Origin of the sequence: Neorhizobium sp. R1-B (genome assembly GCF_004368875.1) — a bacterium.
GTDB lineage: Bacteria > Pseudomonadota > Alphaproteobacteria > Rhizobiales > Rhizobiaceae > Neorhizobium > Neorhizobium huautlense.
The window spans coordinates 447,948-463,685 of the sequence record NZ_SOEM01000001.1 but is presented as its reverse complement, the minus strand read 5'-3'; the positions used below and the strand labels follow the sequence as shown (position 1 = coordinate 463,685).

Here is a 15,738-nt window from a genome sequence, read left to right as displayed (position 1 = left end):
CCGCCCCATGAGCCTTGTCAAAAAATTCGCGACCGTCGGCGGCGCGACGCTTGGCAGCCGTATCTTCGGTTTCGCGCGTGAGACGCTGATGGCGGCCGCCTTGGGCACCGGGCCCATGGCCGATGTCTTTTATGCCGCCTTCCGCTTTCCGAACCTTTTCCGGCGCCTGTTCGCCGAAGGCGCCTTCAATGCGGCCTTCGTGCCGCTCTTTTCCAAGGAAATCGAGGCGAATGGCATAGAAGGAGCCAAGCGGTTTTCGGAAGAGGTCTTCGGCGTTCTGTTTTCGGCCCTGATGATCATCACCATCGTCATGGAACTGGCCATGCCGTGGCTGGTGGAATGGGTGATCGCGCCGGGTTTTGCTGATGACCCGGAAAAGACGTCGATCACGATCCGCATGGCGGCCGTGATGTTCCCCTACCTGATGTGCATGTCCTTGACGGCGATGATGAGCGGTATGCTCAATTCGCTGCATCATTTCTTCGCGGCAGCGATCGCCCCGGTCTTCCTCAATGTCGTGATGATCGCGGCCCTGTTTTATGGGCTTTGGATCGGCGCCGAACCGCTCACCATCGCCTGGTATCTCTCCTGGAGCGTGCTGGTCGCCGGCATCCTGCAATTGGCTGTGGTCTATGTCGGCGTGCGCCATGCCGGCATCAATATCGGCTTCCGCCGCCCGAGAATGACGTCGAACGTCAAGCGCCTTCTCGTCCTCGCCGTGCCGGCAGCCGTGACCGGCGGCATCACCCAGATCAACCAGATCATCGGCCAGGCGATCGCATCCGGCAAGGAGGGCGCGATCGCGGCACTTCAATACGCCGACCGGATCTATCAGCTTCCGCTCGGGGTGGTCGGCGTTGCGGTCGGGGTCGTCCTGCTGCCGGAGCTCGCAAGAGCCTTGAAGGCTGGCCATGTGAAGGAAGCTGCCAATACCCAGAACCGGTCGATCGAGTTCGTGCTGTTCTTGACGCTGCCGGCCGCCGCAGGTCTTTGGATACTTTCGGAAGCGATCATCCGGGTTCTCTACGAGCGCGGTGCCTTTTCGGCGGAAAACACTGACGTTGTGGCTTCCATTCTCGCCATCTATGGTGTCGGTCTTCCGGGCTTCGTGCTGATCAAGGCGCTGCAGCCGGGCTTTTATGCTCGCGAGGATACCAGGACGCCGATGCGTTTCACCATGGTCTCCGTCGTCCTCAATTCCGTCCTGGCGATCTCGCTCTTCCCGCTGATTGCCGAACGCGGTATCGCAACCGCCGAGGCCGCCGCCGGCTGGATCAATACCACCTTGCTTTTTGCGACGCTCCTCTGGCGCGGCGACCTTGCTTGGGAATGGGCGCTTGCGAAGCGGCTCATCCTGCTGCTGGTCGCCGCCGGCATCATGTCGGCAGCACTGATCTATGCGCTGCCCTATGCCGGGCCGTGGCTGGCGCCGCAGGTTTCGCTGCTTTATCAGGTTGCAGCACTCGGCGCCCTGCTGATGCTTGCCATGGTGGTCTATTTTGCCGCCGCTTTCCTGATCGGCGGCGCCGATATCGGCATGATCCGGCGGAACCTGAAGCGAAAGCCGAAGGTAGGCTAGCCTCTCGACCGTCGCCCGCAATGGACCCAGCGCCGTTTAGGCCCGATATCCACGTGGACGATGCCGTTGCAGTAGCGCCCGATGCCGCCGATTCCAGGCGCGCTGGAAGCCGCCGCAAGGATCGTCCGTTCCGAAACGCCGGGCACGCGGATATCTGCGGCGTAGCAGTTGCTGTGCTGCGATCGGCCTGATCGTGGCCGGTGACCGGACGTCACCATCGGCTTTCGGCCGGTCTGCTTTGCGATATGGGCAAGAATGGCTCCGAGTTTTTCCGGAAAACAGTTCGTCCGGACGCTCACCCGTTGCACGGTGTAAAAGGCGGTATAGTCGTGTCTGAAAATGTTGCCTCGGCGTTTCTGGCTTTCGCCGGCTTCGGCGTTCACATTGAATCCGAGCGCCAGAAGGCAGGTAAGCGCGACGCGAAAAATATTGCGCATGACATCCCCCGAGATGAGACCCGTCGTTCATGACGGATTAACCGTGGTACGGGGAGAGTATTTCTTTTCCAAAAGAGGCGCGAATAAGGAGGCTTTTGCTCAAAAATGGGAAAGTTCCTGCCTTAAAGGCTAATAGGCGTTAATCTTTTCGGATGAGGGGGAGCAAGAAATTCCCCTTTATAGGTAGGCGACGGAAAGCTTGAGACCAAAAGTGGTAGGTGGATCGGCTTTCGCCATTCCTTTCCCGGCATCGGCTGTCCGGGATGATTTTCTTCCATCCCCGCCCGTTTTTCAAAGACATAGACGAAATTCCATCCCCTCGCATCCCCTTCCGCGCCGGCTCCGCCTAGAATTTCCCCGTCCCGCTTCGGCTACACCGGCCCGCATAACCGGCGAGGCGGGACCGGTGATCTGGCGAACCGCCCTTATGCAAGCGGATCGTCAGGGGCTGCGCAGAAAATGGTTCCCCTCTCGCCGGAACCGGCGGGGCGTGCGTGTGTCGCACACAAACCGGCCCTGATAAACATCATCGACAAACGGGTCGCCGCAGAGGAACCGGAGTTGCGTGGAAAAACACACCGAACGGGACACGTCGCGTGTCACCTAAACTAATTTATACGAGGCACACGACGTGTCCCGGCCGATCCTCGCCTCAAGGCCGAGGATGACGAAAGAAAAAACCCGACAGCACCAAGGGACGAGTCTGCCTTGAAATAAAGCCCCGCGCGCCCCTTGATCCCGCATCCTCCACCGTGCATAAGCCCGCGCGTTAGCAACATGGCCCTTCGGGCCTGGGGCCCTCCACCAGCCTATCGAGGACGATAATGAATTCCTTCAAGCCGCTTGTTTTTTCCGGCGTTCAACCGACCGGCAATCTCCATCTTGGCAATTATCTCGGCGCAATCCGCAAATTCGTCGCACTCCAGGAAAACAACGACTGCATCTATTGTGTCGTCGACCTGCATGCGATCACCGCCCAGCTCGTCCATGACGATCTTCGCGGCCAGATCCGTTCCATCGCCGCAGCCTTTATCGCCTCGGGCATCGACCCAAAGAAACATATCGTCTTCAACCAGTCGGCCGTGCCTCAGCATGCCGAACTTGCCTGGATCTTCAATTGCGTCGCCCGCATCGGCTGGATGAACCGCATGACCCAGTTCAAGGACAAGGCCGGCAAGGACCGCGAAAACGCCTCGCTGGGCCTCTTGGCCTATCCGAGCCTGATGGCCGCCGACATCCTCGTTTACCGCGCCACCCATGTGCCGGTCGGCGACGACCAGAAGCAGCACCTCGAGCTTGCGCGCGATATCGCCCAGAAGTTCAATATCGACTTCCAGGAGAAGATCCGCGCGACCGGCACCGGCGTCGACATGGTCGTCGGAGAGGAGCCGATCCACGGTTATTTCCCGCTGGTCGAGCCGTTGATCGAGGGTCCGGCGCCGCGCGTCATGTCGCTGCGCGACGGCACCAAGAAGATGTCGAAATCCGATCCGTCGGATCTTTCGCGCATCAACCTGATGGACGAGCCGGAAGAGATCGCCAAGAAGATCCGCAAAGCCAAGACCGACCCTGAAGGTCTGCCGAGCGATGTCGAGGGACTGAAGGGGCGCCCGGAAGCGGACAATCTCGTCGGCATCTATGCCGCGCTCGCTGACAGGACGAAGGCCGATATTCTTTCCGAGTTCGGCGGTCAGCAGTTTTCGGTCTTCAAGCCGGCGCTTGCCGATCTCGCGGTCAGCGTGCTTTCGCCGATTACCGCCGAGATGCGGCGGCTTCTGGGCGATACGACCCACATCGATGCGATCCTTCGCGATGGCGGCGAGCGCGCCCGCGCCCGGGCCGAGAAGGTCATGGGCGAGGTCTTCGATATCGTCGGCTTTCTGAAATAAGTCAGGCGTCACGGAAAGATTGCATACCCGCCATGGCTTTCATGGCGGGTTTTCATTTTTCGCTGTTGGTATAAGTTCGCCATCGCGACCGCTTCGGTCGTGAACCGGCGAAGAGGGGGCAGCATGGTTTCAAAACGGCTTTCTCGGCTAGAAGGGCATCGTCGCAAGTTCATGGCGGTCATCGATGGAACGCCGGAATGCGAAAAGGCCGTCCATTATGCCGGCCGTCGCGCCAAGAATTCGAATGGAGGCTTGGTTCTCCTGTTCGTGATTCCCGAAGGCGATTTCCAGCAGTGGCTCGGCGTCGAGCAGATCATGCGCGCCGAGGCGATGGAAGAGGCCGAAGCGGTCATGGCGAAGGCGGCGCAGCGGGTGCGTGAAACGATCGGCATCGACCCGGAAATCGTCATCCGCGAGGGCAGTGCCACGGAACAGATCAATCAGCTGGTCGAGGAGGACCGCGATATCGCCATTCTCGTCCTGGCTGCCGGTTCCGCCAAGGAAGGTCCGGGACCGCTTGTATCGTCCATCGCCGGCCGGGCGGCGGCCTTCCCGATCCCAGTTACCGTGCTCCCGGATACGCTCACGGCCGAGGAAATTGACGCCCTTTGCTAGAACAATTCGAGGAAACGTGCAGCGGTTTTGCGTCTGAGATCGCGTCAAGACAAAGAGCCCGCTTGACCTCGAAATGGTAAAGACGCACTTGAACCAAAAGATGATACGGCTTATCTTCTTTTGAAGAATTCTAAATTTCAGGGGCGACATTGCCCGGGAGAAACAAAATGTTCATTCAGACGGAAGCCACACCCAATCCGGCGACCCTGAAGTTCTTGCCGGGCAAGGTGGTCATGGAAAAGGGCACGGCGGATTTCCGCAATGCTGCGGAGGCGGAAGTCTCTCCGCTCGCTGCCCGCCTCTTCGCGATCAACGGCGTGAGCGGCGTCTACTTCGGTTACGATTTCATCACCGTCTCCAAGGAAAGCGCCGAATGGCAGCACCTGAAGCCTGCGATCCTCGGTTCGATCATGGAACATTTCATGTCGGGTCAGCCGGTCATGGGCGGCACCTCCACGCTTGCCGAAGTCTCCGACGAGGAAGGCGAGTTCTTCGACGAGGATGACGAAACCATCGTTGCGACGATCAAGGAGTTGCTGGAGACGCGTGTTCGCCCGGCCGTCGCACAGGATGGCGGCGACATCACCTTCAAAGGTTTCCGCGACGGTACCGTCTATCTCAACATGAAGGGCGCATGCTCTGGCTGCCCGTCCTCGACGGCAACGCTGAAGCACGGTGTGCAGAACCTGCTGCGCCATTTCGTTCCGGAAGTGCAGGCGGTCGAGGCTCTCTGAGCCCGCCGATTCCTCCGCATGATCGTTTTGGCCATTGATACCGCCGGGGTGGATTGTTCCGCTGCGCTGTTTGACAGCGCGGAGGGCAAGGTCCTGTCTGCCGTTACTGAAACAATCGGCAAGGGCCATGCCGAACGGCTGATGGCGGTGATCGATCAGGCGCTTTTCGAAGCCAATCTCCCGCTTGAAAGGGTGGGTCGGATCGTCGTCGTCATTGGCCCCGGCTCCTTTACCGGCATCAGGGTGGGGGTGGCCGCGGCTCGCGGACTTGCCTTGGCACTCGGCGTAGATTCCGTCGGCGTGACCACGCTGGAGGTCCTGGCTCGCAGCTATCTGGCCGGACATCCGGGCAAAGGGGTGGTCGCCGCCATGGACGCCAAGCGCAACGAGATTTATGCGCAGGCATTTTCCGGCGAAGGCACGGCCCTCAACCAGGCTGCGGCCCTTTCTGCCGAGAATGTGGCCGGGCTTGCCCGGACTTTCTCCGCCGTGGTCATCGGCTCGGGTGCAGCCGCTTCCGCCGGCAGCGGCGAAGGTGCCGGCTCCGACCGGTTCGATATCGCCATGGTCGCCCGTATCGGTGCTGAAAAACCGCTGGATGCGGAACGTCCGAAACCGCTATATCTTCGCGGACCCGATGCGAAGCCGCAGACTGGCTTCGCCCTTGCACATATCTGACTGCTCCGATGTTCGACGACTACCTGAGTTGGAAGCCCTTTTTCGAAATCGTGCCGATGGAAGTCGCCGACTGTCCGGAAATATCCCAGCTGCACGGTCAGCGGTTTCCGCGCCAGTGGAATGACGGCGAGTTTCAGAGCCTTCTCCTGCAGCAGAATGTTTTCGGCTTCGTGGCGCGCCAGACCAATGCCTTCTTCTCGAAGCCGCTTGGTGGTTTTGTCCTGTCGCGCGAGGCGGCGGGTGAAGCGGAAATCCTGACTTTGGCGGTGAACGATAAGTTCGGCAGGCAGGGGCTCGGCTGGCGGCTGATGCAGGCCGCCCTCAGGGAGGCCGCAGCCCGCGGCGGTGAGAGTATGTTTCTCGAGGTCGAGGCCGCAAACCGTGGGGCGGTCGGACTTTATCGCAAGCTCGGTTTCGAGAAGGTCGGGGAACGGCCGGCCTATTATGCGGGGACGGATGGGACACGATCCGCGGCGCTTGTCATGAGCCGCGTTCTTCGTTAGTCCCTAACTTCAGACTGGAACGTTTCGAGGCCAAACGACATGACAGACCTTTCCAAAACCCTGGAGGAGCTGTGTGCGGAAAAGGGCATGCGAATGACGGACCAGCGTCGTGTGATTGCCCGTATCCTGCAGGAATCCGCCGACCATCCGGATGTCGAGGAACTTTACCGCCGCTCCTCCAAAGTCGATCCGCGTATCTCGATCTCGACTGTCTATCGCACCGTCAAGCTGTTCGAGGACGAGGGGATTATCGAAAGGCATGATTTTCGCGATGGCCGCTCGCGTTATGAAACCGTGCCGGAAGAACATCACGACCACATGATCGACCTCACTACCGGCAATGTCATCGAATTCCGCTCGGCGGAAATCGAAGCGCTGCAGGAGCGAATTGCCCGCGAGCACGGCTTCCGCCTCGTCGGCCATCGGCTGGAGCTTTACGGCATCCCGCTCGACAAGGACGATAAGTGATAACCTGGCTGCGGATCGGCCTCATTGTCGTCTCCCTCTTCGCAGTCACGCTGATCCTTTTGCCGTTCCAGCTGGTTGGCCTCCTCTTCGACCTCAAGATCCGGCGTCGCGTCCCGCGCTACTGGCACAGGGCAGCCTGCTGGTTGCTCGGGATCCGCATCCACGTACACGGGCATCTCGAGTACCGCCGGCCGCTGATGCTCGCCTCCAACCATGTGTCATGGAAGGACATTCTGGTGCTCGGCGCGGTGGCGGATGTCGTCTATATCGCAAAGGCGGAAGTTGCCGACTGGCCGATTTTCGGCACCCTGGCAAAGCTCCAGAAGAGCATTTTCATCGCCCGCGAGCAGAAGCGTCGGACGGGAGAGCAGGTAAACGAGATTGCCGAGCGGATGAAGGCAGGCGAGATCGTAGTGCTTTTTCCCGAGGGCACGACATCGGACGGCAACCGGCTCATGGAGGTCAAATCGTCGCTCTTTGGAGCGGCGGCCGCCGCGGCGCCTTACACGTCCGGAGGCGTCGTGCATGTCCAGCCGGTGGCGCTCGCCTATACCCGTGTGCATGGCATGGCGATGGGCCGCTTCCACCGGCCGATCGCGGCTTGGCCGGGCGATATCGAACTCGTCCCGCATCTGATGGGCGTGCTGAAGGAAGGCGCGCTCGATGTCGATGTGGCGTTCGGCGAAACGGTGGATTTCCGCACCGGGGACAATCGCAAACATCTGAGCCAGGCAATCACCAGCCGCATCCGGCGCATGCTGATCAGGCACCTGCGCGGCCGCGACTATGAAGGCATGTAGGAAATGCTTCATTTCCCGGCCCTCTTGCGGTAAAGAGCCCGCATGAACGAACACGTCTCCCTCTCAGTTCCGGCCGACGAGCCGCCAGCGCGTCAGAATGAGCGCACCAACAGCCGCAAGGTCTTCATCAAGACCTACGGCTGTCAAATGAACGTCTACGATTCCGGCCGCATGACCGATGCGCTGGCAGGCGATGGCTATGTGGCGACCGAAGAGATGGGTGAGGCGGACCTGATCCTCCTCAATACCTGCCATATCCGCGAAAAGGCGTCAGACAAGGTCTATTCGGCGCTCGGGCGTCTGCGAGACATGAAGAAGGCAAGGGCCGCTGAGGGCAAGGAACTGATGATCGGCGTGACGGGCTGCGTCGCGCAGGCCGAAGGAGAGGAAATCCTCCGCCGCGCCCCCGCCGTCGATGTCGTTATCGGCCCTCAAACCTATCATCGGCTGCCGGAAGCGCTGAAGCGCGCGCGGGCCGGTAACCGCGTGGTCGACACCGAATATGCGGTCGAGGACAAGTTCGAACATCTGCCGGTAACGGAAAAGGCAAAGATCCGCGCCCGCGGCGTGACCGCTTTCCTGACGGTGCAGGAGGGCTGCGACAAGTTCTGCACCTTCTGCGTGGTTCCTTACACGCGGGGTTCGGAAGTTTCGCGGCCGGTGCAGCAGATTTTGGACGAAGCCCGGCGGCTGGTGGATGCGGGTGTCCGCGAGATCACGCTTCTCGGCCAGAACGTCAACGCCTGGCGCTCTGAAGGCGAAAAGGGCGAATGGAGCCTCGGCGATCTTCTCTACAGATTGGCGGAAATCCCCGGACTGGCGCGGCTGCGTTATACGACGAGCCATCCGCGCGACATGGACGACAAGCTGATCGAGGCGCATCGCGATCTGCGTGCGCTGATGCCCTATCTCCACCTGCCTGTGCAGTCGGGATCGGATCGTATCCTCAAGGCCATGAACCGGCGTCACACGGCGGCGGAGTATCTCCGTCTCGTCGAGCGCATACGCACTGTCCGTCCGGATATCGCGATGTCCGGCGATTTCATCGTCGGATTTCCGGGAGAGACCGATCAGGATTTTGAAGATACGCTACGCATTGTCGAAGACGTGCACTATGCCCAGGCCTTTTCCTTCAAGTACTCCACCCGTCCAGGCACCCCCGGCGCGGATCTGTCCGATCAGGTTCCGGAGGACGTGAAGGCCGAAAGGCTCGAAAGATTGCAGGCCTTGCTCTTGAAACAGCAGGCCGACTTCGCCAAATCCTGCGTTGGAAAGGTCATCGACCTGTTGCTGGAAAAGCCCGGCCGCATGCCCGGACAAGTTATTGGACGTTCTCCATGGCTCCAGTCTGTGAATGTTGATGCAAAAACTTCGCAAATCGGTGACATTGTTAAGGTGCGAATCATCGGAACCGGCCCAAACAGCTTGTTTGCCGAACCGGCAGAGAGTTTAATCGGGCCCTGAACCAAGAATAGGAGCTTGCCTGCTTGAACGGACATGAATTGGTTTCTTCACCCGCGCGCCAACCCCGATCCGCCGTGACCGACGCCAATCACTTCGTCCTGACGTTCGAGAACAACAGGTTCGCAAGCGAGCTTTTCGGACAGTTCGACCAGAATTTGAAGCTTCTCGAGGAGCGGCTGCATATCGATGCCCGTCCACGCGGCAATTCGGTCGCCATTTCCGGCGACCTGACCGCCACCAACCAGGCCCGCCGGGCTCTGGATTTTCTTTACGACCGGCTTCAGAAAGGCGGCTCTGTGGAAGTATCCGACGTTGAAGGTGCTATCCGCATGGCGCAGGCGGCCGACGATCAGCTCACTCTTCCCACGTTGGAGCGTAAAGCCAAGTTGTCGATGGCTCAAATTTCCACCCGCAAGAAGACGATTGCGGCGCGCACTCCCACCCAGGACGCCTATATGCGCGCGCTGGAAAGATCGGAGCTTGTTCTTGGGGTCGGCCCTGCCGGCACGGGCAAGACCTATCTTGCTGTCGCCCATGCCGCCCAGCTTCTGGAGCGCGGCGCCGTCGACAAGATCATCCTGTCCCGCCCGGCCGTCGAAGCCGGCGAGCGCCTCGGCTTCCTGCCGGGCGACATGAAGGAAAAGGTCGATCCCTATCTCAGGCCTCTGTACGACGCGCTCTACGACATGATGCCGGGCGACAAGGTGGAGCGGGCGATCACCGCCGGCGTCATCGAGATTGCGCCGCTCGCCTTCATGCGCGGCCGGACGCTTGCGAATGCCGCGGTTATCCTGGACGAGGCTCAGAACACCACGTCGATGCAGATGAAGATGTTTCTGACGCGTCTGGGCGAGAATTCCCGGATGATCGTCACGGGCGATCCGAGCCAGATCGATTTGCCGCGAGGCGTCAAGTCGGGACTGGTCGAGGCGCTGCAGGTGCTGAAGGGCGTGGAAGGCATTTCCGTCATCCGCTTCAAGGATACCGATGTCGTCCGTCACCCGCTGGTCGGCCGGATCGTCAAGGCCTATGACGCGCAATATGCCGTTCACGAGGAAAGCGAGGACTTCGATCGTTGAGATCGAAGCCGCAGTTCATGCCGAGTTTGGATATCCAGATCAGCGTCGAAGAAGAGGGTTGGCCTGGCGAGTCAGCTCTCCTGGCCCTGAGCGAAAAAACCCTCGGCGTCGCCGCCGATCTCCTCTCGAAGGAGGAAGTGCAGCCGTTCCCGAAAACCGCGCCGGAACTTTCGCTGGTCTTCACCAATGACGCCTCCATCCAGGAAATCAACGCCGAATGGCGCGGCAAGGACAAGCCGACCAATGTCCTGTCCTTCCCCGCGTTTCCTTTGGCGCCGGGCAAGATGCCGGGGCCGATGCTTGGCGACATCGTCATCGCACGCGAGACTGTCGAACGGGAAGCGGTTGATCTTGACAAGACTTTCGAGGATCATCTGACCCATCTGCTGGTCCACGGTTTCCTGCATCTGTTCGGTTACGACCATATGCAGGCGGACGAAGCGGAGAAAATGGAAGCGCTGGAGACTCGCATTTTGGCGAAGCTCGGCCTATCTGACCCCTATGCGGGGCAGGACCCGATAGTATAGTATTGGACCTATGAACGATTTTTCGAGCAATGTTGCCCGCGAGGGCAAGGACGCCGACACCAGTTCCTCGGAAGAGGGCAGTAGTCCGTCACGATCCGAACACCAGCCCAGATCGCATAATACATTCTGGTCGCGCGTCCTCAGGCTGCTGCGTCCATCGCAAGGCGAGAAGCTTCGCGAAGATCTCGCCGACGCGCTGCTGACCGATACCAATGTCAGCAATGCCTTTTCGCCCGAGGAACGGGCGATGCTGCACAATATCCTCCGCTTCCGCGAAGTTCGCGTCGAGGATCTCATGGTACCGCGCGCCGATATCGAAGCGGTCGACATGAACATGACGATCGGCGAATTGATGATCCATTTCGAGGAGACCGGGCGTTCGCGCATGCCGGTCTACGGCGACAATCTCGACGACGCCCGTGGTTTTGTGCATATCCGGGATCTCCTCTCCTATCTCGCAAAGCAGGCCCGCAACAAGCGGCGCGTCAGCGCGCGGGCGGCGCCGGCTCAGCCGATGCCGCTTTCGACCGACAAACCGGAAAAGGCGGAAAAGCAGATCCGCACGCCGAGGCCGGCCTTCGATCTCGGCCGCGTCGATCTCGAGCAAACGGTGGCCGAGGCCGGGCTCATCCGGAAGATCCTGTTCGTGCCGCCATCCATGCTGGCCTCCGATCTGCTGCAGAGCATGCAGGCGGCGCGTACGCAGCTTGCGCTCGTGATCGACGAATATGGCGGCACCGACGGCCTTGTTTCGCATGAGGATATCGTCGAGATGGTGATCGGCGACGTCGAAGACGAACATGACAACGAGGAGGTCATGTTCTCCCGCGCCGGCGACGACGTTTTCGTCGCCGATGCCCGCATCGAGCTTGAAGAAATCGCCAAGGCGATCGGCTCGGATTTCGATATCCGGGATCGCCTGGACGACGTCGATACGCTGGGCGGACTGATCTTCTCGGCTCTCGGCCGCATTCCGGTCCGTGGAGAAGTGGTGCAGGCGGTTTCCGGCTTCGAATTCCAGATCCTTGACGCGGATCCCCGCCGCATCAAGCGTGTGCGCATCATGCGCAAGCGCGCTCTCGCCCGCCGCCGTCCGAAGGGCGAGGCAGATCTGCTCCTTGCCGACCAGACGGCGCCTGCCGTATTGCCGCCTCCATCAACCCGCGAGGCGGAACGGCCTCATCAATAGCAGCCCGGGCGTTCGGTCTCTTTGGCTCACGACAAGTCGGCCGTTTTTTGGGAGACTGCGGCGGCTGATTCGGGGAAAAAGGGGACGATATGGAGCGGCTGGCGGGCAGGATCATGCTTCTTTGGGGCTTTCCGCGCGTCATCGTCGCTTTTCTAGCCGGGGCGATCGGTGCCTCGGCCCTGCCGCCGGTCGGATTCTTCGCCACCTTTTTCATCTCCTTCACGCTGCTCGTCTGGCTGATGGACGGTTCGACCGGTAATCCGGCGGGCGGGGTTTGGCCCCGCTTGCGTGCCGACTTCCTGCTCGGCTGGGTTTTCGGGTTCGGTTATTTCGTCGCCGGTCTCTGGTGGCTGGGCAACGCGCTCCTGGTGGAGGCGGACGATTTTGCCTGGGCGCTGCCCCTGGCGGTCCTTGGTCTGCCTGCCTATCTCGCTTTGTTTTATGGCTTTGCCACATCGGTCGCCCGCCTTCTCTGGTCCGATGGCGTCGGCCGGATCGCGGCGCTCGCCTTCAGCTTCGGTCTGGCGGAATGGCTGCGTGGCTTCGTCGCGACCGGTTTTCCCTGGAATGCCGTCGGTTACGGGGCGATGCCCATGCCTTTGATGATGCAATCCTCTGCGGTGTTGGGCATCGGCGGCGTCACCGTGCTTGCCGTCTTTGTTTTTTCGGCGCCGGCCCTCGTCGGCACGCGAAAAGGCATGCGCACCGGCCTGGCCGCGGCTGCGGTGCTGTTTTGCGCTCACCTCGGCTTCGGCGGTTACCGGCTGTACATTGCCGACCGTATCCCGGCGCCAGCCGCCGCGAGCCAGATGACGGTTCGCATCGTCCAGCCGGTGATCGATCAGGCCCGTAAGCTCGACGATAGGGAGCGGGCGGCGATCTTCGAGGAGCATCTTTCGCTTTCGGCCCTGCCGCCCGAAAATAACGGCAAGCGGCCGGATCTGATTGTCTGGCCGGAGACCTCCGTGCCGTTCATTCTCACCCAGAATCCCGACGCGCTGAGCCGGATTGCGGAAGTTCTTGAGGACGGGCAGGTCCTGATAACGGGGGCCGTGCGTTCGGAAGACGCGGGCGCCGGCCGGTCACCTCGCTTCTACAATTCCATCTATGCGATCGACAGCAACGGCCAGATCATATCTGCGTCGGACAAGGTGCATCTCGTGCCGTTCGGCGAATATGTGCCCTACGAGGATCTGCTGCGCAATATCGGCATTCCCGACGCAATCGCCATGCCGGGCGGATTCACGGCGGCGCCGGCGCGGGCGCTCCTGACGCTCCCCGACGGCAGGACTTTTTACCCGCTCGTCTGTTACGAGGCCATCTTCGCCGACGAGATCGGCTCTGACGTCGAGGGCACGAGCGCGTTGTTGAATGTCACTAATGACGGCTGGTTCGGCGCTACGCCCGGTCCATATCAGCATTTTCAACAGGCCCGGATACGCGCCGTCGAGAGCGGTCGGCCTCTGATTCGTGCGGCAAATACCGGCATTTCAGCGGTTGTCGATCCATACGGAAGAGTCGTAGCCGGTTTAGGTTACAATCAGAAAGGCGTTATGGATGCAACCGTCGGAGGTGATCCGGTATCGCATTGGGACAGCGAAACACGCATAAATTACTTCTGGTTGCTCATGGCATTTATGTTGCTGATTGCAGTCGTCTCGCGCACTGGTTTTAATTTTCGAAAGAATTGACCAAAAACCCCTAAAAATGCATAGTGGCTTTAGCCTCTCGTCGCGCCCGTTATGCTTTTCAGGTTGAGCTTGTTGTGACCAATCTTACGAAGCGTAGCATACACGCAGACCGGGTTATGGGGATTGAACAGCAAACTCGACAGGACGTCGTTATGATTGAGAATAAGAAGAAGCCGAACCCGATAGACATTCATGTCGGGAGCCGGATTCGCCTTCGCCGAACCATGCTCGGAATGAGCCAGGAAAAGCTGGGCGAAAGCCTCGGGATCACCTTTCAGCAGATCCAGAAATACGAAAAAGGCACCAACCGGGTCGGTGCGAGCCGGCTGCAGAACATATCGAGCATCCTGAACGTTCCGGTTTCCTTCTTTTTCGAAGATGCTCCGGGCGAACATTCCGGCCAGGGGGGCATGGCTGAAGCATCGAGCTCGAACTATGTCGTGGACTTCCTGTCCTCCGCTGAAGGCCTGCAGCTCAACCGGGCTTTCGTAAAGATCGCAGACCCGAAGGTGCGGCGTCGTCTGGTGGATCTGGTCAAGGCGCTTGCGGCGGAAGCCGAAACCGAGTGAGGCGAATCGCCACGACCTCTGAAACGCGGCCTTCAAGGCCGCTTTTTTGTTGGTTATTTGCTGGATCTGCCCGTTGCAGGATTTTTTAGGATGCACACATAAAGATATATTTATGTGGTTGTACGCTTGTTTTTGGGCGCAAAAATCACTAAACACGTGGCCGTATCTTTCTTTGAGGGGAATTCCCATAATGCGCGCAAGTTACCTGTTCACCAGCGAGTCCGTTGCCGAAGGCCATCCGGACAAGGTCTGTGATCGTATTTCCGATGAAATCGTGGATCTTGTGTACCGCGAGGCCGCCAAGACTGGCGTCGACCCGTGGACAGTCCGCATCGCCTGCGAAACGCTCGCGACCACCAACCGCGTTGTGATTGCCGGTGAAGTCCGCCTGCCGCTGAGCCTGATGAAGAAGGACAAGGACGGCAACGACGTCATCAATCCTTCCAAGTTCAAGTCCGCTGCACGCAAGGCGATCCGTGATATCGGCTACGAGCAGGATGGCTTCCACTGGAAGACGGCGAAGATCGACGTGCTGCTGCATTCGCAGTCGGCCGACATCGCACAGGGTGTGGACAGCGCTGCCGACAAGCAGGGCGACGAAGGTGCCGGCGACCAGGGCATCATGTTCGGTTACGCCTGCAAGGAAACCCCGGACCTCATGCCGGCGCCGATCTACTATTCCCACAAGATCCTTCAGCTTCTCGCTGCTGCCCGCAAGAAGGGCGAAGGCGACGCCGCCAAGCTCGGCCCGGACGCCAAGAGCCAGGTGACCGTTCGTTATGAAAACGGTAAGCCATCCTGTGTCGATTCCATCGTTCTGTCGACGCAGCATCTCGACGAGAGCTGGGATTCCAAGAAGGTCCGCCAGGTGGTGGAGCCCTATATCCGCGAGGCGCTGGGTGATCTGAAGATCGCGCAGGACTGCAAGTGGTACATCAACCCCACCGGCAAGTTCGTCATCGGCGGTCCAGACGGAGATGCCGGCCTGACCGGTCGCAAGATCATCGTCGACACCTATGGCGGTGCCGCACCCCACGGCGGTGGCGCATTCTCCGGCAAGGACACGACCAAGGTTGACCGCTCGGCTGCCTACGCAGCCCGTTATCTTGCCAAAAACGTGGTTGCCGCCGGCCTTGCCGACCGCTGCACCATCCAGCTCTCCTACGCGATCGGCATCGCGCAGCCGCTGTCGATCTATGTCGATCTGCACGGCACCGGCAAGGGCGTCACGGAAGACCAGGTCGAAGCCGGAATCCGCAAGGTCATGGATCTTTCGCCGTCGGGCATTCGCCGGCACCTCGATCTCAACAAGCCGATCTACGCGAAAACATCCGCCTATGGCCACTTCGGCCGCAAGGCCGGCCGCGACGGTTCCTTCTCCTGGGAGAAGACCGATCTCGTGAAGCCCCTGAAGGAAGCGCTGAAGGAAGAGACGCTGGAAGCCGCCTGATCGGCCTTTACGGATCGTTCAAGAAGACTGTAAAGCGGGTGTCTCGCGAGCGAGACGCCCGCTTTT

16 protein-coding genes are annotated in these 15,738 nt (G+C 60.2%); 15 read left to right on the top strand and 1 reads right to left on the bottom strand.

Annotated features, from left to right (window positions below; translation table 11 throughout):
* Positions 1-7: 7 nt before the first annotated feature.
* Complete coding sequence (gene murJ, locus EDE05_RS02175; protein WP_134099692.1) at positions 8-1,579, top strand: murein biosynthesis integral membrane protein MurJ; 1,572 nt, start codon at positions 8-10, stop codon at positions 1,577-1,579.
* Here the strand turns inward: murJ and EDE05_RS02170 are convergent.
* A complete protein-coding gene (locus tag EDE05_RS02170) occupies positions 1,576-2,016 on the bottom strand; it encodes a DUF882 domain-containing protein (RefSeq protein ID WP_105370469.1) in 441 nt (146 codons plus the stop codon). The genes murJ and EDE05_RS02170 overlap by 4 nt on opposite strands.
* An 824-nt stretch (positions 2,017-2,840) precedes the next feature.
* On the opposite strand from EDE05_RS02170, the gene trpS reads away from it, so the two are divergent.
* The 14 genes from trpS to metK all read left to right on the top strand — a co-directional run bounded on the left by trpS (position 2,841) and on the right by metK (position 15,672).
* Positions 2,841-3,905 carry a tryptophan--tRNA ligase gene (trpS, locus tag EDE05_RS02165; RefSeq protein ID WP_134099689.1) on the top strand — a complete coding sequence of 355 codons (1,065 nt, stop codon included), beginning with the start codon at positions 2,841-2,843 and terminating at the stop codon, positions 3,903-3,905.
* Between the two features lie 123 nt (positions 3,906-4,028).
* Positions 4,029-4,520, top strand: coding sequence for a universal stress protein (locus EDE05_RS02160; RefSeq protein WP_105370471.1), 492 nt, complete (start codon positions 4,029-4,031; stop codon positions 4,518-4,520).
* 167 nt (positions 4,521-4,687) lie between these two features.
* Positions 4,688-5,254, top strand: coding sequence for a NifU family protein (locus EDE05_RS02155; RefSeq protein ID WP_105370472.1), 567 nt, complete (start codon positions 4,688-4,690; stop codon positions 5,252-5,254).
* Between the two features lie 18 nt (positions 5,255-5,272).
* The gene (gene tsaB / locus EDE05_RS02150; RefSeq protein ID WP_134099686.1) at positions 5,273-5,932 is read left to right on the top strand and encodes a tRNA (adenosine(37)-N6)-threonylcarbamoyltransferase complex dimerization subunit type 1 TsaB; all 660 of its coding nucleotides are present in this window, start codon (positions 5,273-5,275) and stop codon (positions 5,930-5,932) included.
* Positions 5,933-5,940: 8 nt separating this feature from the next.
* On the top strand, positions 5,941-6,435 hold the full coding sequence (locus EDE05_RS02145; protein WP_134099683.1) for an N-acetyltransferase: 495 nt from the start codon (positions 5,941-5,943) through the stop codon (positions 6,433-6,435).
* 39 nt (positions 6,436-6,474) lie between these two features.
* Positions 6,475-6,903, top strand: a complete 429-nt coding sequence (locus tag EDE05_RS02140) for a Fur family transcriptional regulator (protein WP_105370475.1) — start codon at positions 6,475-6,477, stop codon at positions 6,901-6,903.
* Positions 6,900-7,703 (top strand): lysophospholipid acyltransferase family protein, encoded by an 804-nt coding sequence (locus EDE05_RS02135; RefSeq protein WP_105370476.1) that lies wholly within the window; start codon positions 6,900-6,902, stop codon positions 7,701-7,703. Before EDE05_RS02140 ends, EDE05_RS02135 begins: the two co-directional genes overlap by 4 nt.
* Positions 7,704-7,745: 42 nt before the next feature.
* The gene (miaB, locus tag EDE05_RS02130) at positions 7,746-9,167 is read left to right on the top strand and encodes a tRNA (N6-isopentenyl adenosine(37)-C2)-methylthiotransferase MiaB (RefSeq protein WP_134099681.1); all 1,422 of its coding nucleotides are present in this window, start codon (positions 7,746-7,748) and stop codon (positions 9,165-9,167) included.
* A 23-nt stretch (positions 9,168-9,190) separates the two neighbouring features.
* Entirely contained in the window at positions 9,191-10,246 is a 1,056-nt protein-coding gene (locus EDE05_RS02125; RefSeq protein WP_105370478.1) for a PhoH family protein, read from the top strand.
* Positions 10,247-10,263: 17 nt separating this feature from the next.
* A complete protein-coding gene (gene ybeY / locus EDE05_RS02120) occupies positions 10,264-10,773 on the top strand; it encodes an rRNA maturation RNase YbeY (protein WP_134099678.1) in 510 nt (169 codons plus the stop codon).
* Positions 10,774-10,783: 10 nt separating this feature from the next.
* Positions 10,784-11,962: a hemolysin family protein gene (locus EDE05_RS02115; protein ID WP_134099674.1), complete on the top strand. Its 1,179-nt coding sequence runs from the start codon at positions 10,784-10,786 to the stop codon at positions 11,960-11,962.
* Positions 11,963-12,051: 89 nt separating this feature from the next.
* A complete protein-coding gene (lnt, locus tag EDE05_RS02110) occupies positions 12,052-13,653 on the top strand; it encodes an apolipoprotein N-acyltransferase (RefSeq protein ID WP_112797485.1) in 1,602 nt (533 codons plus the stop codon).
* A 152-nt stretch (positions 13,654-13,805) separates the two neighbouring features.
* Positions 13,806-14,222, top strand: a complete 417-nt coding sequence (locus EDE05_RS02105) for a helix-turn-helix transcriptional regulator (RefSeq protein ID WP_105370482.1) — start codon at positions 13,806-13,808, stop codon at positions 14,220-14,222.
* A gap of 190 nt (positions 14,223-14,412) precedes the next feature.
* Entirely contained in the window at positions 14,413-15,672 is a 1,260-nt protein-coding gene (gene metK / locus EDE05_RS02100; RefSeq protein WP_112797483.1) for a methionine adenosyltransferase, read from the top strand.
* Positions 15,673-15,738 lie beyond the last annotated feature (66 nt).